The sequence below is a fragment of the Magnetospirillum sp. LM-5 genome (assembly GCF_902729445.1).
In the GTDB taxonomy this organism is placed as follows: Bacteria; Pseudomonadota; Alphaproteobacteria; order Rhodospirillales; family Magnetospirillaceae; genus Magnetospirillum.
Window position 1 is genome coordinate 1 of record NZ_CACVCE010000010.1, and the last position, 23,589, is coordinate 23,589.

Annotated in this window: 21 protein-coding genes; 14 read left to right on the plus strand and 7 right to left on the minus strand. The window is 65.3% G+C overall.

Features of this window, described 5'->3' with window-relative positions:
- Positions 1-316: 316 nt before the first annotated feature.
- Both MTBLM5_RS05600 and MTBLM5_RS05605 read right to left on the minus strand, forming a co-directional pair.
- Positions 317-1,015 carry an antibiotic acetyltransferase gene (locus MTBLM5_RS05600; protein WP_173974792.1) on the minus strand — a complete coding sequence of 233 codons (699 nt, stop codon included), beginning with the start codon at positions 1,013-1,015 and terminating at the stop codon, positions 317-319.
- Positions 1,016-1,127: 112 nt separating this feature from the next.
- Positions 1,128-1,856 carry a Crp/Fnr family transcriptional regulator gene (locus MTBLM5_RS05605; protein WP_173974793.1) on the minus strand — a complete coding sequence of 243 codons (729 nt, stop codon included), beginning with the start codon at positions 1,854-1,856 and terminating at the stop codon, positions 1,128-1,130.
- Between the two features lie 168 nt (positions 1,857-2,024).
- On the opposite strand from MTBLM5_RS05605, the gene MTBLM5_RS05610 reads away from it, so the two are divergent.
- The 14 genes from MTBLM5_RS05610 to MTBLM5_RS05675 all read left to right on the plus strand — a co-directional run bounded on the left by MTBLM5_RS05610 (position 2,025) and on the right by MTBLM5_RS05675 (position 17,620).
- Complete coding sequence (locus tag MTBLM5_RS05610) at positions 2,025-2,360, plus strand: nucleotidyltransferase domain-containing protein (RefSeq protein ID WP_096701179.1); 336 nt, start codon at positions 2,025-2,027, stop codon at positions 2,358-2,360.
- Complete coding sequence (locus MTBLM5_RS05615; RefSeq protein ID WP_173974794.1) at positions 2,350-2,748, plus strand: HEPN domain-containing protein; 399 nt, start codon at positions 2,350-2,352, stop codon at positions 2,746-2,748. The genes MTBLM5_RS05610 and MTBLM5_RS05615 overlap by 11 nt, the downstream gene beginning before the upstream one ends.
- A gap of 226 nt (positions 2,749-2,974) precedes the next feature.
- Positions 2,975-4,087 (plus strand): DegT/DnrJ/EryC1/StrS aminotransferase family protein, encoded by a 1,113-nt coding sequence (locus MTBLM5_RS05620; RefSeq protein WP_217424978.1) that lies wholly within the window; start codon positions 2,975-2,977, stop codon positions 4,085-4,087.
- On the plus strand, positions 4,087-5,193 hold the full coding sequence (locus MTBLM5_RS05625; RefSeq protein WP_173974796.1) for a DegT/DnrJ/EryC1/StrS aminotransferase family protein: 1,107 nt from the start codon (positions 4,087-4,089) through the stop codon (positions 5,191-5,193). The genes MTBLM5_RS05620 and MTBLM5_RS05625 overlap by 1 nt, the downstream gene beginning before the upstream one ends.
- The gene (locus MTBLM5_RS05630; protein WP_173974797.1) at positions 5,190-7,142 is read left to right on the plus strand and encodes an alpha-ketoacid dehydrogenase subunit alpha/beta; all 1,953 of its coding nucleotides are present in this window, start codon (positions 5,190-5,192) and stop codon (positions 7,140-7,142) included. Before MTBLM5_RS05625 ends, MTBLM5_RS05630 begins: the two co-directional genes overlap by 4 nt.
- Positions 7,132-8,217 carry a biotin/lipoyl-containing protein gene (locus tag MTBLM5_RS05635; RefSeq protein WP_173974798.1) on the plus strand — a complete coding sequence of 362 codons (1,086 nt, stop codon included), beginning with the start codon at positions 7,132-7,134 and terminating at the stop codon, positions 8,215-8,217. Before MTBLM5_RS05630 ends, MTBLM5_RS05635 begins: the two co-directional genes overlap by 11 nt.
- A gap of 82 nt (positions 8,218-8,299) precedes the next feature.
- Entirely contained in the window at positions 8,300-9,985 is a 1,686-nt protein-coding gene (locus tag MTBLM5_RS05640) for a TIGR04372 family glycosyltransferase (protein WP_173974799.1), read from the plus strand.
- Positions 9,986-10,100: 115 nt separating this feature from the next.
- The gene (locus MTBLM5_RS05645) at positions 10,101-10,847 is read left to right on the plus strand and encodes a sporadic carbohydrate cluster 2OG-Fe(II) oxygenase (protein ID WP_256367160.1); all 747 of its coding nucleotides are present in this window, start codon (positions 10,101-10,103) and stop codon (positions 10,845-10,847) included.
- Between the two features lie 27 nt (positions 10,848-10,874).
- Positions 10,875-11,345, plus strand: coding sequence for a hypothetical protein (locus tag MTBLM5_RS05650; protein WP_173974801.1), 471 nt, complete (start codon positions 10,875-10,877; stop codon positions 11,343-11,345).
- A 180-nt stretch (positions 11,346-11,525) separates the two neighbouring features.
- A complete protein-coding gene (locus MTBLM5_RS05655; RefSeq protein WP_173974802.1) occupies positions 11,526-12,995 on the plus strand; it encodes a hypothetical protein in 1,470 nt (489 codons plus the stop codon).
- Positions 12,996-13,131: 136 nt separating this feature from the next.
- Entirely contained in the window at positions 13,132-14,196 is a 1,065-nt protein-coding gene (gene rfbG, locus MTBLM5_RS05660) for a CDP-glucose 4,6-dehydratase (protein ID WP_173974803.1), read from the plus strand.
- Complete coding sequence (locus MTBLM5_RS05665; protein ID WP_068504169.1) at positions 14,193-15,254, plus strand: glycosyltransferase family 2 protein; 1,062 nt, start codon at positions 14,193-14,195, stop codon at positions 15,252-15,254. The genes rfbG and MTBLM5_RS05665 overlap by 4 nt, the downstream gene beginning before the upstream one ends.
- A complete protein-coding gene (locus tag MTBLM5_RS05670; protein WP_173974804.1) occupies positions 15,251-15,970 on the plus strand; it encodes a class I SAM-dependent methyltransferase in 720 nt (239 codons plus the stop codon). The genes MTBLM5_RS05665 and MTBLM5_RS05670 overlap by 4 nt, the downstream gene beginning before the upstream one ends.
- A gap of 6 nt (positions 15,971-15,976) precedes the next feature.
- Positions 15,977-17,620 (plus strand): B12-binding domain-containing radical SAM protein, encoded by a 1,644-nt coding sequence (locus tag MTBLM5_RS05675; RefSeq protein ID WP_068504173.1) that lies wholly within the window; start codon positions 15,977-15,979, stop codon positions 17,618-17,620.
- Here the strand turns inward: MTBLM5_RS05675 and MTBLM5_RS05680 are convergent.
- From MTBLM5_RS05680 to MTBLM5_RS05700, 5 genes are read right to left on the minus strand one after another with little or no spacing between them, the layout of a single operon-like run.
- Positions 17,589-18,692 (minus strand): hypothetical protein, encoded by a 1,104-nt coding sequence (locus MTBLM5_RS05680; protein ID WP_173974805.1) that lies wholly within the window; start codon positions 18,690-18,692, stop codon positions 17,589-17,591. The two genes, MTBLM5_RS05675 and MTBLM5_RS05680, sit on opposite strands and share 32 nt — an antisense overlap.
- 52 nt (positions 18,693-18,744) lie before the next feature.
- On the minus strand, positions 18,745-19,560 hold the full coding sequence (locus MTBLM5_RS05685) for an NAD-dependent epimerase/dehydratase family protein (protein ID WP_173974806.1): 816 nt from the start codon (positions 19,558-19,560) through the stop codon (positions 18,745-18,747).
- Positions 19,561-20,736 (minus strand): CDP-glycerol glycerophosphotransferase family protein, encoded by a 1,176-nt coding sequence (locus MTBLM5_RS05690; protein WP_173974807.1) that lies wholly within the window; start codon positions 20,734-20,736, stop codon positions 19,561-19,563.
- Between the two features lie 34 nt (positions 20,737-20,770).
- Positions 20,771-21,541, minus strand: coding sequence for a glucose-1-phosphate cytidylyltransferase (rfbF, locus tag MTBLM5_RS05695; protein WP_173974808.1), 771 nt, complete (start codon positions 21,539-21,541; stop codon positions 20,771-20,773).
- 26 nt (positions 21,542-21,567) lie between these two features.
- The gene (locus MTBLM5_RS05700; protein WP_173974809.1) at positions 21,568-23,577 is read right to left on the minus strand and encodes a B12-binding domain-containing radical SAM protein; all 2,010 of its coding nucleotides are present in this window, start codon (positions 23,575-23,577) and stop codon (positions 21,568-21,570) included.
- Between the last annotated feature and the right edge of the window lie 12 nt (positions 23,578-23,589).

A 23,589-nucleotide genomic window follows, 5' to 3' on the forward strand; every position in this document is an offset into this window, starting at 1 on the left:
CACTGCTGTCCGGTTTAAATTTTGGCGTCCCGCCGCAAACGCTTGTGGCGCGAGCCTTTCAGAGCCTCGAGCCCGGAATGGACGCGAGTCGTCGCCCCACACTCCGTCATGCCCGTGCTTGACACGGGCATCCATGTGGCGCCGCGCAAAAATAGAATGGAAACAGCGCATTATGCGGATGCACGTGGATGGCCGGGTCAAGCCCGGCCATGACGACGAGGGGTGTGGATGGTGCCGCGAAAATTTAACCGGACAGCCGTGGATCAAGTCCGGGGGTGACGGCAGAGGGTATGAACCAGATTAAAGGCTCGATGGTCTAAGTGGGACGGCCGGTTTCGTCCCACTCGGCCCGGATGTCTTCCAGCAATTCGGCGCACAGCTCGACATTGGTGTGGGGCAAGGTGGCGATGACGTGCTCCGGAAGCGTCCACCACCGGGTCTTCAGCAGGCTTTCGATGATCGCTTCCGGGAAGCGGTAACGGATGATGCGGGCCGGGTTGCCGACCACCACCGCATAGGGGGGCACGTCATGGGCGACGACCGCGCCGCCGCCGACCACCGCGCCGGTCCCGACCGTGCGGCCGCGCAGCACCATGGCGTTGGCGCCGATCCACACGTCGCAGCCGATCCGGGTGAAGGCGCTGACGTCGTTATCGGCGAAATGCTGGTTGGCCTCGGCGTAATAATCCGATTCCGTGCTCTGGCCGGGCAGCAGGCCGGTGCTGAGATGCTCCATCGGATGGCGCCCGCCGCCCAGCACGACGTTTTGCGAGATCGAGCAATGGCGGCCGACGGTCAGCATCGGCGAGATCATGCCGCCGCCCAGCATGCTGGAATATCGGCCGAAATAGATGGCGCTGCCGCTTTGGAAGAAACTGACATGCTGATCGGCCGAGACGTTGTTCTCGATATAGACGATCCGGTCGGGGCTGGAATAGACGATCTCGGGGGCTTCGGAAAAATCGGACCAGTCGCAGGCGGACCTGATCCATTGCAGACGCTTTTCTTCCGTCATGCTGCTCTTTCCAGGATGTCTGGGGCCGGTGACCAAGCCACAAGAATACGAACGATACGAGCAGGTTAGGCGCTCGTCCGCGCGAATGCACGTCCAAACTGGCCGGCTGGCGTCAGCTGCGGGCGCGCGCCGGCTTGGCCAATTGCTGCAACCGTTCCCACTGGGCGATTTCCAGCCCCAGCCCGCGGCGCTTGACGATTCCGTCGCGGGCCAGCTCGCCGATGGTCTTGGCCACCACGTCGCGGTCCGAGCCGGCCCACTCGGCCAGTTCGGAATGGGGCGGCAGGCAGGCGATCGACCAGAAGCCGGGCAGCTTCAGGTCGGGCTCGGCCAGGCGGATCAGCTCGATCATCACCCGCTGTTCGGGGGTCAGCGACGACAGGTTGACCACCTTGGTATCCAGCCCGCGGATGATGCGGGCCAGGCGTTCCATCACCCGCAAGGCCACCGTGGGGTGGCGCTGCATCAGCGCAACGAAGGCCGGGCCATCGACCGAGGCCAGGCGGCTGGGGCGGGCGGCCACCACCTTGGCGGACCGTCCCTTGCCGTCGATGGCCGACAATTCGCCGAAGAAGTTGCCGGCCGGGACCTCGGCCAGGGTGATCTCGATGCCGCCGGCGACGGTGCCCAGGATGCGGACGCAGCCCTCGACGACGAAATAGACTTCCAGCGTGTCGCTGGCCTGGTCGAATACCAGCTCGTTCTCGCCATACTGGCGCCAGTTGGCGGCTTTTTCGAAATCGGCCACCGCTTCGGGGGGCAGGTTTTCGAACAACAGAATATGTGCCAGATCCGCCCTGCCCAGATCGTCCCCACGATCCTTGATGTCCACTTGGTCCATGAGCAGTCCTCCGTACCCCTCCATATTTTGCGCACAAGAGCGGAATTGCAAGCCCTCACGGCAGGGCGGCCCTGGACTTGCCCGGAAGGAGTGGAGAGTGTGCCGTAAGGGGCCACCCCATTGCCGAAAGGCCGCTCCCGCTCATATAATTGCGGGAAGGAGAGAGGTATGACCGCCAACATCGGCATCTTCGGTTCGGAACAAGAAGCTCTTGACGGATTGGTCGAGAGGCTGGTGGCCGCTCATTCTCCGACATCCGTGTGGCTTTTCGGTAGTCGCGCCCGTGGAGACGCGGAGCCCGATAGCGATTTTGACCTGCTTGTCGTTGTCGATGACGCCAAACTGGCGAAGGATCCCTACCGGATCAAGAAGCCGGTCCTCGGGCTCGGCGTTTCTTGCGACGTGTTTCCGTGCTCGGCCGGCGGCTTTGATGAGGCCGCGAACATGGTCGGCACGCTCTGTAACATCGTCAAGCACGAAGGCCGGCGCCTTTATGCCCGATAGCCCGACGACCAAGACGTTCTTCGCATTGGCGGAAGAGGATCTTCGGGCTGCCGAGCTTTCGATGGAAGCCGCTCCCCATTCGGCCTATTGCCTTCTGGCTCGCGCTGCCGAAAAGGCCGCCAAGGCCGTTCTGTGCCACGAAGGCATCCGTCCGCCAAAAACACACAGCCTTGATGCGCTGGCGTCGTTTCTGCCACCTGATCACAAGTGGCGAAAGCCCATTGGAGACCTCGAGAACATATCAATTGCGGCAGTTTCCGCAGGATACCCGACGACCGAGGGAACGCCCTTCGATCTCCCCTCGGTCGAGGAGATGAAGAAGAGTGCCGCCGAGGTTCGGGAACTTGTTTCTTGCATCCGCACATATCTCGGACTGAATCTCCCCTGAAGTCGGTGGACAAATTCACTCGGTGGGAAATCGGCAGCTTGCCCGGATACACTATATGCGGCATGCGTAACCAATAGCCAAACACATCATGTGGCGCTCCTGGGGCTTCCCAACTTGTGCCGAAATCGGGAGGGCTTTCCCGGCTTATGGCCAACCTACACCTGGACGGTGGGGGCGGCGGACGCTACTCTGCCGGGGCGGATCACTCCAAGAACAGGGGGCCTCGTTGACGAGCAAGGTGCGGTATTCCTATCTGGCGGAACAATTCGCCGATCCCACTGCCTTCCTCGACGCCATCAAGGCCGTGGTCCAGCGGGGCGACTTCACCCTGGGCGAGGCGGTGGGCCGGTTCGAGGCCCGCTTCGCCGCCCTGATCGGCAGCCGCCACGCCATCGGCGTCAATTCCGGCACCGACGCCATCAAGCTGGCCCTGAAGGCGGTCGGCATCGGTCCCGGTGACGAGGTCGTCACCGCCGCCAACACCTTCATCGCCACGGTGGGCGCCATCGCCGAGACCGGGGCGACCCCCGTCCTGGTCGATTGCGAATCCGACCGCTACGTCATGGACGTCAAGGCAACCGAAGCCGCCGTCACGCCCCGGACCAAGGCCATCGTGCCGGTGCAATTGACCGGCGACATGGTGGACATGGCCGCCATCATGGACATCGCCCAACGCCACGGCCTGGCGGTGGTAGAGGATTCCTGCCAGGCCATCCACGCAGCCCAGAACGGCCGCCCGGCCGGGACCTGGGGGGCGGCCGGGACCTTCTCGCTGCATCCCTTGAAGAATCTGAACGTGTGGGGCGATGGCGGGGTGATCGTCACCGACGACGACGATCTGGCGGCGCGGCTCAGGCTGTTGCGCAACCATGGCCTGGCCCATCGCGACGAAGTGGTGACGTTGGGCTGCAACTCGCGGCTGGACACCATTCAGGCGGCCATCGGCCTGTTGATGGTCGATGACGTGCCGGCCAGCGTCGACGGGCGCATCGCCAACGCCGCGCGCTATGATGCCGCCCTGGCCGACATTGGCCAGATTCGCCTGCCGCGCCGCCGCGCCGACACCCGCCAGAATTATCACCTGTACATGGTCTTCGCCGAGGAGCGCGACGCCCTGGTCCGCCATCTGAACGACCAGGGAATATCGGCCAAGATCCATTACCCGGTTCCGCTTTATCGCCAGCCCGGGCTGGCCCATCTGGGTTATGCGGCCGGGGACTTCCCCCATTCCGACGCCCAGGCGGCCAGCGTGTTGTCGCTGCCGATCGACCCCTATCTGACGCCGGCCATGCAGGACACCGCCGTTGCCGCCATTCGCCAGTTCTACGGCAGGGGCTGATGCGCCGCATTCCCTTCGTCGATCTGAAGGCGCAGTTCGCCGAGGAACGCGAAGCCCTGATGCCCGTGCTCGAATCCTGCCTGGCCACCGGCGCCTGGGTCGGCGGCGAAGCGGTCGAGCGGCTTGAGGCGGACCTGGCCGCCCGCTGCGGCCGCGCCCATGCGGTGGCGCTCAATTCCGGCACCGACGCGCTGATCCTGGGTTTGAAGGCGCTGGGAATCGGCCCCGGCGACGAGGTGATCACCGCGCCCAATTCCTTCATCGCCAGCGCCGGCGCCATCATTGCCGTCGGCGCGGTGCCGGTCTTCGCCGATGTCGGCCCCGACCAGAACATCGACCCCGAGGCGGTGGCCGCCGCAATCACGCCCCGCACCCGGGCCATCATGCCGGTCCATCTGACCGGAAGGGTCGCCGACATGGATGCGGTGATGGCCATCGCGGTGCGCCACCATCTGGCGGTGGTCGAGGATGCCGCGCAATCCTTCGGCGCCCGCTATCGCGGCCGGCCGGCCGGTTCGTTCGGCCATGTCGGCTGCTTTTCGGCCCATCCGCTGAAGAACCTGAACGCCGCCGGCGATGCCGGCTTCGCCGTCACCGACGATGCCGCGCTGGCCGAGCGGATGCGCCGCTTGCGCAGCCACGGACTGGCCGACCGCAACAGCGCGCCGGAATGGGGATTGGTGTCGCGCATGGATGCGCTGCAGGCGGCGATCTTGTCGTTCCGCCTGACCCGGTTGGACGGCGTGATCGCGCGGCGGCGGGCCAACGCGGCCCTTTACCGCCAGCATCTGGCCGCCTTCAACGCGGCCTGCCGCGACCACGAGTTCAACACCTTCCACCTGTTCGTGATCCAGGTCGAGGATCGCGACGGGCTCAGGGCATTCTTGGCCGAACGGGGGATTTCGACGGCGATCCATTATCCGGTGCCGATCCACCTGCAGCCGGCGGCGGCCGGCCTGGGTTACGGCCCCGGCGCCTTCGCGGAATGCGAGCGCCAGGCGGCACGGATCCTGTCGCTGCCGATCCACCAGTTCCTGACCCCCGAAGACATCGATTTCGTGTGTGACGGGATCATCCGGTTCATGGCTGCCCGGGGGGCGTCATGACCACTCCGACGCTGGACCATTACCGCCAGCTTTGCACCATCCGCCGGTTCGAGCAGCGGCTGTTGGACGATTTCGCCAAGGCACGCTTTCGCGGCACCACCCATACCAGCCTGGGCCAGGAAGCGGTGGCGGTGGGGGTGATGGCGGCATTGCGGCCGGCCGACCGGGTGGTGTCGAACCATCGCTGTCACGGCCATTACATCGCGCGAACCGGCGATTTGGCCGGTCTGGTCGCCGAGATTGCTGGCCGGCCCGATGGAATCTCGCAAGGGATCGGCGGCTCGCAGCACATTCAGAAGTCAGGATTTTGCTCGAGCGGCGTGTTGGGCGGCATGGTACCCCATGGCGTCGGCCTGGCCGCCGCCGCCCGGGCACAAGGCAGCGACGCCATCGCCGTCTGTTTCCTGGGCGACGGCATGCTGGGCGAGGGCATCGTCTACGAGGCCTTCAATCTGGCCGCCTTGTGGCCGGCCCCGGTTCTGTTCGTGATCGAGGCCAACGGCGTGGCCCAATCGACCCCCATCGCCCGCTCGCTGGCCGGCCGGATCGCGGATCGCCCGGCCGCCTTCGGCATTCCCACCGAAAGTGTCGATGGCAACGATCTGGCCCAGATGCTGACCATGGCCGACCGTCTGGCCAGCTATGTGCGGGCCTCGGGCCGGCCGGCCTGCCTGGTGGCCAACACCACCCGGCTGGGGCCGCACAGCAAGGGCGACGACGATCGCGACGAAGCCGAGTTGGCCCAGGCCCGCCGGCGCGACCCGCTGGTCCTGGCCCGACCGCTTTTTTCCGAAGCCGACGCCGCCCAGGCCGAGACCCAGGCCGCCGATCTGGTCGACCAGGCCTTCGCCCTGCAGGAACAATCCGTGCCGCCGGCCGCGCCGCCGGTGGACGAGGACCAGGACCCGGCGCCTCGAAACGACGCCACTTGGTACGGCGGCCCCCCGTCCAACTTTTTGGCCCATCTGCGCGACGCCCTGGGCGCGCTCCTGGAGTCCGACCCGGCCGTGCTGCTGCTGGGCGAGGATGTCGAGGACCCTTACGGCGGCGCCTTCAAGGTCACCCGCGGCCTATCGAGCCGCTTTCCCTGCCGGGTCCGCTCGACGCCGATCTCCGAGGCCGGCATCGTCGGTCTGGCCGGCGGCATGGCGGCCGGCGGTTTCAAGCCGGTGGTCGAGATCATGTTCGGCGATTTTTCCAGCCTGATCGTCGATCAGATGCTGAACCATCTGGGCAAGTTCGATCGCATGTATGGCGGCTGTCCGTCCTGCCCGGTGGTGGTGCGGGTGCCGATGGGCGGCTATCGCGGCTATGGCCCGACCCACAGCCAGTCGCTCGAGAAATTGTTCCTGGGCATTCCCGGCCTGACCGTGGTGGCCTGCGATAATCTGCACGACCAGGTCCGCCTGTGGCGGCGCATGCTGGACCTGCCCGGCCCCAAGCTCTATGTCGAGAACAAGGCCCTTTACGGAACGGCGATGATGCCGGCCATCGACGGCCGGATCGGCGGCTTCCTAGCCCGGTCGGTGCCGTCAGCCCTTCCGCTCACCGCGCTGGCCCTGACCGAGGGCGAGGCCGACGCGGTGCTGCTGACCTATGGCGGCATGGTGCCGTTGGCGTTGCAGGCCGCCCGCCACCTGTTCGAGGCCGAGGAGCTGCGGCTGCGGGTGGTGGTGGTGACGCAGCTGGCTCCGGTTCCGCTTGACGGACTGGTCGATGCCCTGGGCGCCTGCCGGCGGGTGGTGACCCTGGAGGAAGGCACACGGCGGGGCGGCTGGGGCGCCGAAATCGCAGCCGCCTTGGTCGAACGGTTGGGCGGCGGCCTGCGATTGGCGCGCGTCGCGGCCAGGGACGCGGTCATTCCCGCCGCTGCCCAAGGCGAGGCCTGGGCATTGCCCTCACTCGAACGGTGCGTGGCCGCGGTGATGGAGGTGATCGATGCCGTTTGAGATTCTGCGGGCGCCGCATGTCAACGTCAACGATCTGACGCTCAAGCTGGTGCGCTGGGCGGTGGCGCCGTGGCAGCCGATCAAGGCCGGCACCTTGCTGTGCGAGTTGGAAACCACCAAGGCGGCGGTCGAGTTCACCGCCGACCGCGCAGGCTTCGTCTTGCCGGCGGTCCAGGCAGGACAATCCGTCCGGGTGGGCGAGCCGTTGGCCTATGTCTTCCCGACGGCCGACCCACGGCAGGCGGCGGAACTGACTGTCGCATCGGCCGGGGAGGGTGACGTCGTGGTGTCGCGCAAGGCCCGCGACCTGATGGCCCGCTTCGGGCTGAGTCACGCCGATTTTCCCCGCCACACCGCCATCGGCTCCGACACCGTATTGGCAATGATCCGCGAGCGCGGACTGCACCCGCTGGACGGCCCGGCGCTGACGCCCGGGGTAATGCCCGATTTCGGCCCGGACGACATCGTGCTGTGGGGCGAGACCAACCTGGCGACCCTGGCCTGGGACGCCCTGCAGGCCGGTGGCGGGGGGCGCGCCGCCGCCTATCTGCCCGACCAGGGCGGTGGCGCCTTGTTCGACCTGCCGGTGCTGACGGTCGGGCAGTGGGACGAGATGAAGCGGGCCGGCTTGCGCAAGGTCTTTGCCTGTTCCGCCGGCCGCGCCGCGCGTGCGGTGCAACTGGCCGAACTGGCCCGCCTGGGGCTCGAGGCGGCGACTGTGGTTCATCCCTCGGCGGTGGTGTCGGCGGCGGCTCGCCTGGGGGCGGGCTGCTTCGTCGGCGCCGGGGCCAAGATCGGCCCCTTGGCCGAGATCGGTGACGGGACCAGCGTGTTGGCCGGCGCCAGTGTCGCCCACCACAGCCGGGTCGGCTGCCATTGCGCCATTTCCGACGGCGCCCATCTGGGCGGCAACGTCACCGTCGGCGACGGTGCGGTGGTCGGTATCTGCGCGGCCGTCAACAAACGGGTGACGATCGGCGACGGCGCCTTGGTGGTGTCGGGGGCGGCGGCGTTCGACGACGTGCCGGCCGGTACGGTGCTGCGTCACGACGGCAGTCTGGCCCGGCCCGGTTAACCATGTTGAAACGCCTGGTTCGCCACCATCTGTGCGGACGCTGAAGCCAGCGCCCCGCAACAGCCAAGGCGAGCGTGCAGCAATGACCAACTTTCCGGCCCCGGTCGCCCAACTGATCGACCAGGCCCAGGCCCATCTGAACGCCGGACGGCTTGCCCCGGCCATCGAGGCGCTGCGCCAAGCGGTGGTGCAGGTCCCCGCCAACGCCAATCTGCGAACGGTCCTGATCAATTTCCTGATCCAGAACCAGGCCTATGACGAGGCGTTGGAGCATATCGAGGCGGGCTCGCGGATCGGCCTGTTCGACGACGGGGAACCGGCGCCCGACAGCGATCCCGACCGGCTTTATCGGCTGGGCCTGCGCTATCGCCATCTTTACGTCGATGCCCTGGCCAGCCCCCTGGCCGGCGCCCTGCGCGAGCGGTGCGCCAGATACTGGCGCTGGGCGGCCCAAAGTGGGCGGCTGGATCTGGCCTATCTGGCCGGTGTTACCTTGATGGAACTGGGCCTCAGCGACGAAGGCCACGAGATGTTCATCATCGGCGAGAACATCCGCGACCAGCGGGTCAAGGACGAGGGGCTGGAGAATGTCGGCCTGCGCTTCATCATGGGCGACAGTTCGATCAGTTCGGGCATCTACAACGTTCCCAACCTGCTGACCAGCATCGGGATCATCGGCACGCTGGACATCTACATCAAGGGCCGCGAGCTGGGCATGCTGCCGCCGGGCCGGGCGGTGATGCTGCTGGACAAAAGCGAGGTGGTCAACCGCTATTGGCTGGATCGCTTCGCGCCCTTCATCGACATCATCACCGACAAGGACGAAATCGCCCGCCTGACGCCGCTGTCGCCGCCGCTCGAGGATTTCCTGACCGCCACCATGCGGGTCAACGGCAAGCATGTGTGGAACAACCACGCCTTCGCGCAGATCCTGCGCTGCTGGGAGGACGAGGGGCGCAAACCCTTGTTGACGCTGCCCGACGAGGACCTGGCCGAGGGCTGGCGCCAGTTGCAGACCTTGGGGCCGAAGCCCGGCGACTGGTATGTCTGCCTGCATGTCCGCGACGACGGCTTCAAGCGCGAAACCGCCGACCCGTTGAACAAGGGGCTGACCAACACCAACAATGCCGACATCGCCACCTATCGCCAAGCCATCGAGCACATCACCTCGCTGGGCGGCTGGGTGCTGCGCATGGGCGCGCCGGAATCGGCGCCGATCCCCTTCCAGGTCGATCGTCTGGTCGATTACGCCAAAAGCCCGGTGCGCAGCCAGTTCATGGATGTCTTCCTGTGCGGCACCTGCCGGTTCTATATCGGCACCTCGTCCGGATTGGCGCATGTGCCGCCCTGTTTCGGAGTCAAGGGCGTGCTGACCAACTGGACGCCGCCCTATGCCCGGCCGGTCTACAACAATCTGTTCCTGCCCAAGCTGATGCGATGGCAGGGCCAGGACCGGCCGATGACTTTCGCCGAATCCTGGCGAAAGCCACACGGCCAGTGTTTCCGCCCCGAGGTCTACAACACCCTGGGCATGGAACTGGTCAACAACGATTCCCAGGACATCGCCGACGCGGTGGCCGAGATGATCGACCGCCTGGCCGGCAAAGGCCGCCCCGACACCCCCGAAGAGGCGCGGCGCCGCCAGCTTTACAACAGCCTGCCCGAGCGCCTGGGCATTCCCGACGGCGGTTTCGGGGCCAACAGCTTCCTGCCGCAATCCTTTCTGAACAAGTATGCCGACCTGTTCGAGGGCATCGAGGATTTGTGAGTGGGCGCGGGTGTCCGTTGACGATTCGGTGCGGCTGGAGGATAGTCGTTTCCGGACAGGAAGAACCCCTGGCTTTACGAGGTAAGCGGTGAACGCTGCTGCATCCGCGCAAGAAATGCGCCGAACGGGAATGATGTTGGTTCCGGTCACCGACCAGGAATCGTTGGATCGAGTCCGCGCGACGGTGGTCGCCGCTGCCCGGGACGAGTTGGGTCTGGCCGATGACGGCGACCCGGTGGCCTTCATGAACGATTTCCATCGGCGCGGCTTGTCGGCGGTGGAAATGAACTCCTTCCGCCTGGCCTTGATCCGTCGAATCAACGACGAAGCCGATATCGGCCGTCTGATCTGGCAGGCGTTCCGCGATCCCTTGACCTGTATCATCGGCCCCGACGTCGTCGTGCAGAAATCGGCCAATCTGGTCATTCACCTGCCCGAGGACGGCAACAACGCCCCGATCCATCGCGACGCGCCACCCAATTCGCCGTTCGAGGTGGTGGTGTGGGTGCCGCTGGTGGATTGCTTCGGCACCAAGGGGATGTGCATTCTCGACAAGAACCAAAGCCGCGAGGGCATGGATCTGCTGCAGGCCTCGCCCGAGACGCCCGAGCGGATCGAGAACTTCGTGTGGGACCGCTTCCAGCCGATTCCGGTCCCCTATGGCTCGGCGGTGATGTTCTGGGCCGGGCTGTTGCACGCCGTTCCCACCAACACCGAGGGCCAGACCCGCTGGTCGTTCAACATCCGCTACAAGAACACCTTCGCCCCCTATGGGACCAAGGGCTACCCGGAATATTTCAAGATTCTGGAAATGTCGCCGCTGACCGAACTGGCCTATGACTGGCAAAAGCCGAAGAAATAGGGTTTTCGCCGCGCAAGGGATGGTGCCATGAAGGCCTTCTATGCTTCGCTCGATCTTGGCTGCTCCAGTCTGGTGACCCAGCAATTGCAGCACATGGCTATCGGCGCCACCGCCACCCAGAAGGGCGGCCGGGTGACCTATTACCTGACGGAAAGCCTCGAGACCCTGGTGCACCAGACCTTCCTGCGCCTGAAGCTGAAAGAGATGATGCCGATCGACGGCCTGATCTTCTTTCGGATGCAGCAGTTTCTGTATGGCGGCGGCTTCGACTATGCCTTTCTCGGGGAAATCCTGGACCGGGGGATCGAGGTCCATTTCGCCCGCGAGGGATTCTCGCTTTACACCCCTGCCGATCTCGAGACGGCCTTTCCGGTGATCCACACCACCGAATTGCTGCAGACATCAGACATCGGCGCGGCCCTGCAAAGCCTGTTCGGCACCGATTTCCGCATGGCCTTGCCGCGCGCCGATCATTGGGACGCCCAGCCGCCGCGCTAGGTCTTATGTTTGGGCCGTGCCGGGCCGCCAGACCTGGCCAAAAATCAAATCTTAAGATTTGCCATGCAGAATTTCTCGAATTTCTGCAAGCATTTCGCGGCGCCCGCACATCGTGAGCGAGTAATGATCGAGCGATTTCCCGTCTCCCCTTGGCTTCCCATCGTCATCGCAAGTATTTTGGTGACCTACGCCTTCTGGCGCGGCATCCAGCAGAAGCGTCACCGCCTGCTCGATGGCGGTGCGGTCGGCTGGATCATCGAGGCTTTCGCCATCGTGCTGTCCGACATGGTCTATCGCGGCGGCAACAACTACGTGGCCCTGACCGAGGTGCGCGATTCGCTTTATCAATCGGGGCTCGACTTCCTGAAATGGAAGGAAGGCTATCATCCCGAGCCCGAGCTGGTGGACCAGGCGCTGAAGGTCGCGGCGACCCTTCCCATCGAAAAGGCCATCGTCAGCCGTCATTCCTTCACCCAGCACGACAACGGCATTATCGACTACATCAAGTTCTCGTTTCGGCTGTTCGGCAAGAACATCCTGTCCTTGTATCTGGGCTATTACCTGATCTTTTCGGCCGCCGTCGTCGCCGGCTGCGTGGCCTTCTTCGACACCCCCTGGGTGTTGTGGGTCATGGTCACCGCTTTGGTCGGCTTCGTCTTGATGCTGGACAAGACCACCATCATGGGCGGCACGGAAATCGTGTCCGAGAATAACCAGCGCTTCCTGTCGACCTTCGCCATGATCCCCTCGTTGCACGGCATGGCCATTTCGATGATCGACATGGCCGCCACGCCGCTGCAGATCGGTCTGGTGGTGGTCCAGGCCTTGATCCTGCATCTGGCGGTGTCGTCGCGCCCGACCAGCAATTGGATGGTGCTGCCGGCCGTGATGGTCTGGGCCGCCGGCCTGTACTCGTCGCCGCTGCCCTTGCCGGACGCCCTGTGGAACGGCGGCGGCTGGGCCATTCCCCTGATGATCGCCGTGGTCATCGCCGTCGAATGGCGCCGCCGCGACCGCATGCACCGGGTCTATTACTCGGATTATGCCACCAATACCTATATGCGCTGGCACGGCGCCTATCTGGGCTTCACCCTGGACGAGGGAACCTGGAACGCCAACCGGCTGCCCAACCAGGCCCCGGTTCGCAACGACGAGAACGGGGTGTTCGCCGTCCGCGCCTGGGTCGAGGCCGATCCCGCCCGCGCGTGCGACCTGCAAGAGCCCGACAAGATGTTCTGTCCGTTCCAGCTGGGGGCCCGCTGGGGCCTTTACGGCCGCCTGATCAAAGAGGTCTGCCTGGAATACATGCGCAAGAACCGCCACACCTTGTTGCGGCTTTATCTGATCTTGAAGCCGCGATCCTTCATCCAGGTCATGGGCGAGGTGTTGAAGCCATTATGGGCGATGCCGGCCCCGCGCCATCTGATCGTGCTGGCCGCCTTGGTGGTGGCGGTGATCGGCGTGGTCGCCACCTTGCCGGCCGCCATGGTGCCGCTGGTCGGCCTGATGGCGGTGGCGATGCTGGCCTGCATGCCGCTGCCGCAAATCTGGGCCTATTCCATCGCTCACGGCCTGGTCGACAATGTCTGGACCACCTTGTTTGCCTTTCCGCTTATCGTCAGCCTGGCGATCATCGTGGCCATGACCTAGTGTCCTGCCCCCGAAATTCGCATGGCGAATTCCGGGGATAAGCAGGACACTCATTTGTTGAATTGTGTTGTGATTCTGTAATTCTCAATGTCATGCGAATTTCAGAATCACAACACTAGCGGGAGCCTTGTCTTCGATGCGCCACCTGGCCGAAAGCTACAAGGACACTACCGTCCTGGTCACCGGCCATACCGGCTTCAAGGGGGCATGGCTGTGCGGCTGGCTGGGGCGGCTGGGCGCCAAGGTGGTGGGGGTCAGCCTGCCCCCCGATTCGGATTTGGCCCAGGAAGCGCTGTTCGCGCCGCCGGTGGCGTGCGCCCATGCCATTGATCTGCGCGATGCCGACGCCACCCGGCGGGTGCTGGCCACCGAGCGGCCCCACCTGATCTTTCATTTCGCCGCGCAATCGCTGGTCCGCCGCTCGCACGCGGTGCCGTTGGAAACCTTCGCCGTCAACGTGATGGCCACCGCCAACCTGCTGGAAGCGGCTCGCTCGGTTTCGGGCCTCAAGGGGGTGGTGGTCGCCACCACCGACAAGGTCTATCGCAACGACGAGCGGGGACGGCCATTCACCGAGACCGACCCGCTGGGCGACGGCGCGCCCTATAACGCCAGCAAGGTCTGCACCGAAATGGTGGCCGAGACGTGGCGGGACTCGTTTCTTCGCGCCCAAGGGATCGGCGTCGCGGTGGTTCGCGCCGGCAATGTCATCGGCGGTGGCGACTGGGCCGCCGACCGTCTGGTTCCCGATCTGGTCAAGGCCTTCCTGGCCGGGCAGCCGGCAATATTGCGCAACCCGACGGCGACGCGGCCCTGGCAGCATGTGCTGGACGCGTTGCAGGCCTATCTGCGGCTGGGCCAGCGGCTGCTGGCGGGCGACGGGCAAGCGTCGGCGGCATGGAATGTCGGCCCCGACCCCGACGGCCATGTGACCGTCCTCGAGCTGGCGCGCCGCCTGCAGGAAAGCTGGCCGGGGGCGGCGCTGACGGTGCAGGGCGATGGCGGGCCGGCCGAGGCCGGCCAATTGTGCCTGGACAGCAGCAAGCTGCGGGCAGCCTTCGGATTTTCGCCGCGCCTGAATCTGGCCCGGTCGGTCGAGGCCACGGCGGCATGGTATGGTGCGGTGTTGCGCGACGGTCGGCCGGCCATCGACATGACCTTGCGGCAAATCGACGCCTATATGACGGGAGACAATCCATGACCCCTTCGGATGCGGCGCCCAGGCGGAAGCTGCTGTCGGTCATCGTGCCGGTCTATAACGAGATCGACAATGTCGGTCCCTTGTGCGCCGAGGTCGCCCGGGTGATGGCCGACCTGGCCAACGAGTGGGATTACGAGCTGATCTTCACCGACAACCATTCGGAAGACGGCACCTTTACCCGGCTGGCGGACATGGCGGCCCAGGACTCCCGCATTCGGGCCTATCGCTTCTCGCGCAATTTCGGTTTCCAGCGATCGATCCTGTCGGGCTACCGCCTGGCCCGGGGCGATGCCGCGGTCCAGCTCGATTGCGACCTGCAAGATCCGCCCGACATGATCCCCACCTTCCTGTGTCTGTGGAAGGCGGGCTACAAGGTGGTGTACGGGATACGCCGCAAGCGCCAGGAAATTGTCTCGCTACGCTATGCCCGCGAGGTGTTCTATCGCCTGCTCAACTGGCTGGCCGAGCATCCCATTCCGGTCCAGGCCGGCGATTTCCGCCTGATCGACCGGGTGGTCATCGACCTGTTGAGCCAATATGACGATCACTCGCCCTATATCCGGGGATTCATCGCCTCGCTCGGGCTGGAGCAGGTGGGGGTGGCCTATGACCGCGACGCGCGCGAACGCGGGCAAAGCAAGTTCCCGCTGAACCGACTGACCGGACTGGCGGTCGATGCCATCGTCACCAACTCCATCGTTCCGCTGCGGCTGGCCAGCCTGGCCGGTGCGGTCTGTTCGGTGTTGGCGACCCTGGGGGCCGGAATCTATTTGCTGCTGAAGCTGACCTCGGGTCCCGGCCAATGGCCCAGCGGCTTCGCCACCATCATGGTGATGATCCTGGTCAGCACGGCGATGAACGCCATCTTCTTCGGCATCCTGGGCGAATATGTCGGCCGCATCTTTATGCAATTGCGCAAGCGCCCGTTAAGCATCGTCGAAACCTGCATCGACCCCCATGCCGAGACGGTCCGGCCGGCCGGCAGCGATTTCCGCAACGCCATGGTCATCGTGCCTCACCCCGAAGCGCCCAAGCCTTCGCCGGGCGGCGGCGAATGACCGGGACCGACTTCGACCGTCATGCCGGCGACTACCGGCACGAGGTCAACGAAAGCCTGAGCGGGTTCGGCACCGACATCGACCGGTTGGCCGACAGCAAGGCGGCCTTGATCGGCGAGGTGCTGGGGGGCGATCGCCTGGCGCGCGCCAGGGTGCTGGATGTCGGCTGCGGTATCGGGCTGATCTGCCGCCGCCTGATCGATCGGGTGGCCCAGATGCACGGGACCGATATCAGCGCCGCCAGCCTGGAGCAGGCGGCCAAGGCGTGCCCGCGCGGCCATTTCCAGGCCTATGACGGCGTCACCTTTCCTTATCCCGACGCAACCTTCGATCTGGTCTTCGCGGTCAACGTCTTTCACCATATCCCGGTGGCGGCCCGCCCCGCCATGGCTGCCGAGATGGCCCGCGTCGCCGCCGTCGATGGATTCGTGCTGATCGTCGAACACAATCCGGCCAACCCGGTGACCCGGCACATCGTCGTTTCCTGCCCGCTGGACGATGGGGCGATCCTGCTGAAGGCCGCCGAAAGCCGGGCCTTGCTTTCCGGGGCCGGGTTGGCCGGGGTCTCGACCCGATATTTCGGCTTCGTGCCCTGGCGCGGCCCGATGGTGGACCGGTGGGAAGGATTGCTGGCCCGCCTGCCGTTGGGGGCGCAGTATCTTTGCCGGGCGGCCAAGCCGCAATGCTGGCGTTCGCCGGCCAACGGCCTATCATAGGGCGCCATGGACAAGGACAGCCATCCCCAGCCCGTCAAGGCCGACAAGCGCGCCCTGTCCGACGTGCTGGCCCGCCATGCCGCCGCGCCGGGCGAGACCCGCCGCGTCCAATTGCTGCGGCCCTTTGCCGTTCTGTCCAAGAACACCTACAGCGCGCCGGTGCAGCCGCCGATCGGCGTTGCCTATCTGGCGGCGCTGGTCGAGCGGGCCGGCTATCCGGTCGGCATCATCGACGCCATCGGCGAGGACATCTTGCGCATCGAGCCTTCGGCCGACGGCAGCTGCAATCTGCAAGGATTGCCGACCGAGGCCATCTTGGCCCGCATCGCGCCCGACACCGCCATCCTGGGCGTGTCGTTGATGTTCTCGCTGGAATGGCTGCAGCAGCGGGACTTGATCCGCCGCATCCGCCGTGCCTTTCCCAAGCTGATCATCGTCGCCGGCGGCGAGCACGTCACCGCCCTGGCGGACTATCTGCTGACCGATTGCCCCGAGATCGACTATCTGGTGGCCGGCGAGGGCGACGTCACCTTGCTGGCCCTGGTCCACAACCTGCTGGATGGCCAGCCGGTGGATGACATCCCCGGCCTGGTCTTTCGCCGGCCCGACGGCACCGTGGTCAATAACGGCCTGGGCGCGCGCATCGCCAATGTCGATCAATTGCCCTATCCGGCCTGGCACCTTTTGCCGGTGACCAACTATTTCATCGACAATTGGACCGGCGGCATCGCCACCGGCCGCAACATGATCATCATGGCCACCAGGGGCTGCCCCTATCAGTGCACCTTCTGCTCGAATCCCGGCATGTGGACGACGCGCTATCAGATGCGCGACCCGGCCGGCGTGCTGGACGAGATTCAGTGGCTGATCGACACCTACCAGGCCACCAGCATCGATTTCTGCGACCTGACCGCCATCGTCAAGAAGGATTGGGTGCTGGAATTTTGCCGGCAGATGAAGGCGCGGGGCATGCGCTTCACCTGGCAATTGCCGTCGGGCACCCGATCCGAGGCCATGGACCACGAGGTCCTGCAGGCCATCTTCGAGGCCGGCTGCCGGTTGGTGGTGCTGGCCCCGGAAAGCGGGTCGGAACGCACGCTGAAGACCATCAAGAAGAAGGTCAGCCTGGCGCGTGTCACCGACAGCATCCGCCAGGCGGTCAGGATCGGCCACACGGTGAAGGTCAATCTGGTGATCGGCTTCCCCGACGAGCGCTTGTCCGACGTGGTGAAGACGTTCCTTTATGCCATACGCTGCGCCTTGATCGGGGCGGATGATTGCAACATCGCCATCTTCACCCCCTATCCCGGCTCGGAAATCTTCCACGACCTGCGCCGGCGCGGCATCATCGCCCGCATCGACGACACCTTTTTCCACAATCTTTTGATCCAGTTCGACATGACCTCGACCGCCTGCTACGCCGATCATGTCCCCGGCTGGTTCCTGGCCCTGGTTCGGCTGGTCGGGCAGTCGCTGTTCTATTCACTGGCCTATCTGACCCGGCCGCGCCGGCTGGTGCGGCTGGTGGCCAGCATGCGGGCCGAGAAGTTCCACGCCCACAATCTGTTCGAGCAGCGCATCCACGATTTCGTGGTCCGCCGCCGCCTGAATTCCCAGGTCAGGCCAGAGGGGCGCCAAGCAGGTCCTTGAACCCGGTCCCGACATCGGCGGAAAATTGCTCGATGGCGGTGATGGTCGAGAAGACTTGGGCCAGGAATTCCTGCGACTCGGTCCAGGCCCGGGCGCGCACCGCATCGGGTACGGCGCCGTCATGCAGCCAGATGGGGCTGTGGACAAAGCGGCGGTGGAAGTCGTCGGCATTGTTGATGGCCCAATTGGCGATGTCGAACGGCTTGGCGTGGTTGACGCAGGGCTTGTCGTTGCGGCGGCGCTTGAACGGCATCGGTTCCAGCATCAGGAAGTCGTCGGAATCCTCGACCACCGCGCAATCCTCGTAATCGACGGCCAGACGGACGAAATCGCCGTCGATGCCGAAGGTGAAGTTCGACCCGTCCCGCCGGGGATGGACGAAATAAGGCGTCGGGTGCCACGAGCGCAGCAGCAGGCCATGGCCGTCCAGCGGCCAATACATCTGCGACGGCCATTGGGTGAAGCCGTCCTGGCCCAGGATGTGGGCGGCGGAATGGTCGTGGATATGGCCCATGGCCAGGCGGATCGTGTCCCGAGGCGCCAGGTCCAGCCGGCCGGCCAGCAGGTCCTGGTCCCGGCCGGCGGCGATTTCGGCGCGGATCAGGGCCGGCACGAAACTGTGCATGTTGAGCGAGATTCCTGCGCTGTGGATCGATCGCTTGCCGGCCTGGGCCAGCCTGGCCACCGTCCGAAACGAGCCGTCGGCCAGGATGGTGTCGGGATAGACGCTGCAGATGGCGGCGTCTTGTTCCCAGGCGTGGGCGATCAGATGGTGATGGGTCTGCACCATGATCTTGTAGGACAGGTTCTGGTCGCCGGCGGCCTGCCGGATGCTGTCGTCGTCGATGACGATGAACTTGGGAATCGCGACCTCGCACAGGCGCCGATAGGCCGGCGAGCGCTCGATGCGGTCGCTGTCGGCGCGGGGCGAATAGATGTGGAACTCGACCGGAGCCAGCGCGGCCATGGCCGGGATGTTGCCGGGCGCCATCAACGAGGGCAGGGTGAAGTTGACGAAGTGGAAGGTGTATTCCTTGCCCCACACCGCCGTCGTGAAAATGACTTTTCGCATGTCCCGCGTCCCCGTTCGCTGTTCGCCAGGAATAGCATCCCTGGTCCGCCCGTCAAGAAGCCTTCAGCACCGACCCGATCCAGTCCAGCACCCCGTCCAGCGCCTTGCGCGACCCGCCCAGCAGCGCTTCGGGCGAGCGCGGCAAGCTGGCGCGGTTCTCCTCGGCCTCGGGGTGGAGCAGGGCGCCGATCTGCAGGCGGTCCAGGATGGCGAAGCGGGCAAAGGCGGCCTGGGCCAGCTCGCGCAGCCGGATCGCGTCGCCGCTGCTGAGGTCCAATCCAGCGGGGAAGCTCCACTCCATCGCCAGCAAATGCGCCAGGGCGGCGGCGATGTCATCGACATGGTGATATTCCCGCCACTGCGTGCCCGCCGACATGCGAAAGCTTTGGCCCGTCGCCAGCGCGGCGATCATCTGGCCCAGGAACATGTGGGGCGCCGGCCGACCGCCATACAGCGTGTGCAGGCGCACATGCAGGTGGCGCTGGGGCGGCAGCATTGCGCGCAACCGCTGTGCCAGACGCGTCTTCGAGGCGACATAGGCATTGGTCGCTTCCATGCGCTCGGCATGTTCCATCACCGTCCCGATGGTCAGATAGCGGATGGCCGGGTTGCCCATGGTCGCCTCGACCAGCCGGCAGGGGCCGGCATGGTTGGCCTCGTCCAGTGCCTCGGGCGGGGCCCCGGAATCTGTCAGGCCGTTGGCGAACACGATGTCGCAGGCTTCGACGCCCGCAAGCGGCAGGGGGGGCGAGTCCTTCAGCATCGACCAGGGCAAGGCGGTCACGCTGGCGGCCTCGGAGGTCAGGCGGCGATGCAGGGCGGACCCCAGATTGCCGCCGGCACCAAACAGCAGGACCGGGCGCGGCACCTAGCGCCCCATGGCGGCGGCGAAGCGCCTTTGCAGCATCTCGGCGATCAGTCGGCCGCCCTGGCCCTCGGTGCCGGCGGCGAACAGCCGCTGGCGAAGGCTGTCCATGACCGGGCGCTGGGCGGCGAAGGCGCCGGGATCCGAGGCCAGCCGCACCAGCTCGCCGATGGTGTCGGGGGTCAAGATCGGCGTATGTGGCCAGATTTCGCGCTCCAAGGCCGAGATCTCGTCGGGGCGGCCGACATCGGTGACCACCACGTCGTTGCCGGCATAGATCGCTCCGAACAAGGTGCCGCCCAGGTCGGTCAGGACGATGTCGGCGATGGCGAAGATTTCGGCCTCGTCGTCGGGATCGCGGATGACCCGCAGGTTTCCATCCTCGACCAGGGCCCGCAGATAATGGCAGTCGGGCGGCTCGTGGAAGGATTCCGGATGGGGCTTGAGCAAGATGTTGATATGCGGCGTCATCGCCATCAGGGCGCGGGAATAAAGGGTGATGGCCCCGGTCAGCGGGCCGGAATGGGTCGGCATCCACACCACCACCGGCTTTGCCGGGTCCAGCCGGTACTTGGCCTTGATGGCTTCCTTGTCGGCCTGGCAGGCGGCCAGTCCGTCGAGCCGGGCATAGCCGGCCACCAATTGCGGCGTGTCGGGGTAATCGCCCCGATATTGCGCTACCTGTTCGTCGCCTTGGACGATGAACTGGGCGGCGGTGTCGTTGAACGGGCAGGCCCGGCTTTTCGAGAAGCCATAGCTCAACAGCCGGGTCAGGTCGCCGACCATGCTATAGCCCTGTCGCTTGCACACCGGCAGGTCGCGGTGCGAGATGCCCGAGACGTACTGGAACAATCCGTTGGCGAGGTCCTCGCAGAAGGCGACCGACAGGCCAAGCTCGGCGATGAACTCGAACAGGTCGGGTTCGTAGCCATCGTCGAACAGGACGATGTCGAAACTGTCCTTGGGCAAGTGCTGCCAGGTGGTCATGAAATGCATGGCGCAGGTGCGCCGATGGACCAGGAAGCCGATCTTGGCGATGGGCTGCGGCTTCTCACCTTGGGCGACGCGTTCGTCGGCGCGGGCGACGGCCAGGCGCATCTGCTGTTCGTAGATGCGGGCGCGGTTCCACCCTTGGGTCAGCGTTTCCTCGGTGAACAGGCTGAGATCGGCTTCGCGCATGGGGTGACATCCAGAGTTCACGGTTGGTAAGAATTCAAACCCAGACCTTCCAAGGGGCCCGGCCGGTCGCCCACAAATCCTCGAGCATCAATTTGTCGCGCATGGTGTCCATCGGCTGCCAGAAGCCCCGGTGCTTGAAGGCCATCATCTCGCCTTGTGCGGCCAGGTCCTGCATGGGGCCTTGTTCCCACGCCACCTCGTCGCCTTCGATGCCGCCCAGGGTCGACGGCTCGAGCACGAAGAAGCCGCCATTGATCCAGTCTCCGTCGCCGGGCGGCTTTTCCGCCATGCCCCGCACCCGGTCGCCATCGACGTCCAGCCGGCCGAACCGGCCCGGCGGGCGCACCGCCGTCACCGTGGCCTTGCGGCCATGCTGGCGATGGAAGCTCAGCAGTTGGTCGATGGGCACGTCGGCCAAGCCGTCACCATAGGTGAAGCAGAAGGTCTCGCCCTCCAGATGCCGGGCGATCCGCGCCAGCCGCCCGGCCGTCTGGGTGTCCAGGCCGGTTTCCAGCAGCGACACCCGCCAGGGCTCGCTCGTCTCGGCCAGGGCGCGGACCTCGTCGCGGCCAAGGTCGATGGTCAGATCGGCCTCGTGCTGGCGGTAGTTCAGGAAGTAATCCTTGATGACCTCGCCCTTGTAGCCCAGGCAGATGACGAAATCGTCGATGCCGTAATGGCTGTAGGTCTTCATGATGTGCCACAGGATCGGCCGCCCGCCGATCTCGACCATCGGCTTGGGGCGGTATTCGGTTTCCCCGCCCAGTCGGGTGCCGCGTCCGCCGGCGACGATGACGCATTTCATGATGTCTTCCCCCCCATTAGGTCGCCTTACGCGATGTCGGCGATCTGGCGAAACAAAGCGTGCATGCGGTCGCGATGCAGGAAATAGCTGAGCCCGTCGGCGCTTCGCCCATATTGGTTATAATAGCTGGTGATGATGCGCCGGTTTTCCTCGGAATGGCGGATCGTGCAGGTGCGCGGCCGGTCAAGGCGCGTGTCCTTCGGGTGGCACAGATAGTTCCTCGCCGCCGCCTTTTGGAAATCGAACGTCACCTCGAATTCATAGACGCGGTCGACATCCAAAAGGTTCGACTTTCGCGCCATGACCACATTCCACAAGTCCGCAATGAATTGGGCGACCAGTCCGTCATGATCGGCGGCCATCTCGCGGATGGCGTCGAAGCAGATGGCGGCAAGCTCGTCGAACTTGTCGAACACCGCCGCCGTCTTGCACCAGAAGATCTGGTTGTTGCCGTAATGGCCGCTCATATAGCCGTCGGCCGCCTCGGGCGTGCGCAGGAAGGCCTGGATCGTCTCGCGGTCGGGATGGAAGTTGCGCGCCTCGTCGTCGCGGTATTGGCGGTACAACTCGGCCAGCGGGCTGGTGGCGGCGGATGCCGCCCGGTGGATGCGCCGCATGATCGCCGAGCGCTTGATACCGATGCTTTCGGCCAGGCCCAGGACCTCGTCGAACAGACCGCCATTGTTGAAGATGGCGATGGTCAGGTGATAGTCCCGGCATTCCAGGTAATCGTCGTGGCTCATGGTGGCGTTGGCGACGCAGACCTGGTGGGTCTCGGCCACGAAAATTGTCTCGCCCAGGATATCGTAGCGGCCGATGCAGCCGGGCAGGACGCGGTGACGTGTCACATAGCGATATTTCTCCTGGCTTGCCGCGTCGGCGGCCTCGGTGCCGGGCAGCAGGATGAACTGGAAGGTCTGGATGTCCTGGATACCGGCATCCATCATGTCGTGGATCGAGGTCAGGTGCTTGTCCTTGGTGTCGCCGGGCAGGCACAAGATGACCTCGCTGAAGGTCCGGCTGCCGGTGCGGCGGACTTCCATGGCGGTCTCGACGATGCTGTCGACGCTGATGTTGGCGCGCTTGATGTTGCGCAGGACCTCGGGGTCGGTCGATTGGACCGAGGCGCCGACCGCCAGGCTGTCGCCCAGCACCCTGGCCATTTCCAGCATGCGCGACTTCTGGTTCTTGGCGGTGGCCGAGCCGATGTTGCGCGGCCAGCCATGGCTGGCCTTCTTTGCCGCCATCCAGCGGGCGGTATCGACATCCTCGGGGAATATCCCCCAATTGAGATCGGCCAGGGTGATCGAGGGGACGCTGGTTCGGGCGAAGACGTAATCCAGCTCCTGCTCGATGCGGCCCTGGGAAAAACGACGTGTCTTGTTCATGTAGGCGACGCCGTCGTGGCAGTAGGTGCAGGAATAGGGGCAGCCGCGCGAGGTCTGGACCATGGGCGTCAGCTTGCCGTCGAAGAACGGGTCGAGCAGGCCGGTCAGATAGGGCGACGGCAGCGTGTCGTCGAGGTCAAGGATGCGTGGCGCCATCGGCCCGGCGACCAGTTCGCCGTCCACCAGATAACGGGCGTTCGGCAGGTCGGACCGCGCCCGCTTTAGTCCCCGGGCGTCGAAATCCACCTCGCGCAGGCGCTGACACAAGGCGGTGAAGGCCAGTTCCCCCTCGCCCTCGATGTAGAAATCGATGTCGGGCCGTTCGGCCAGGAATGCCCGCTGCTCGGCGGCGGAAGACGGAAAGCTCGGCCCGCCGAAGATGGTGACCACCGACGGATGCGCCGCCTTAACCCGCTCGGCGAAGGCCCGGTGCAGGGACTCGTTCCACATGTAGTTCGAGAAGGCCAGGATGTCGGGCGTGTGGTCCTGAAGATGGGCGGCGAGGTCATTCGGATACTTGAACAAGGCCGTCTCGACGTCGCCCAGTTCCCGGATCGCATGCGCCGCCACATAGCCGATGCCCAGCGAGAAGTTGATGGCATGGACGTAACGGCCTGTATGGGTCAGGTCGACGAAGGTGATCTTCATGGAATATCGCCC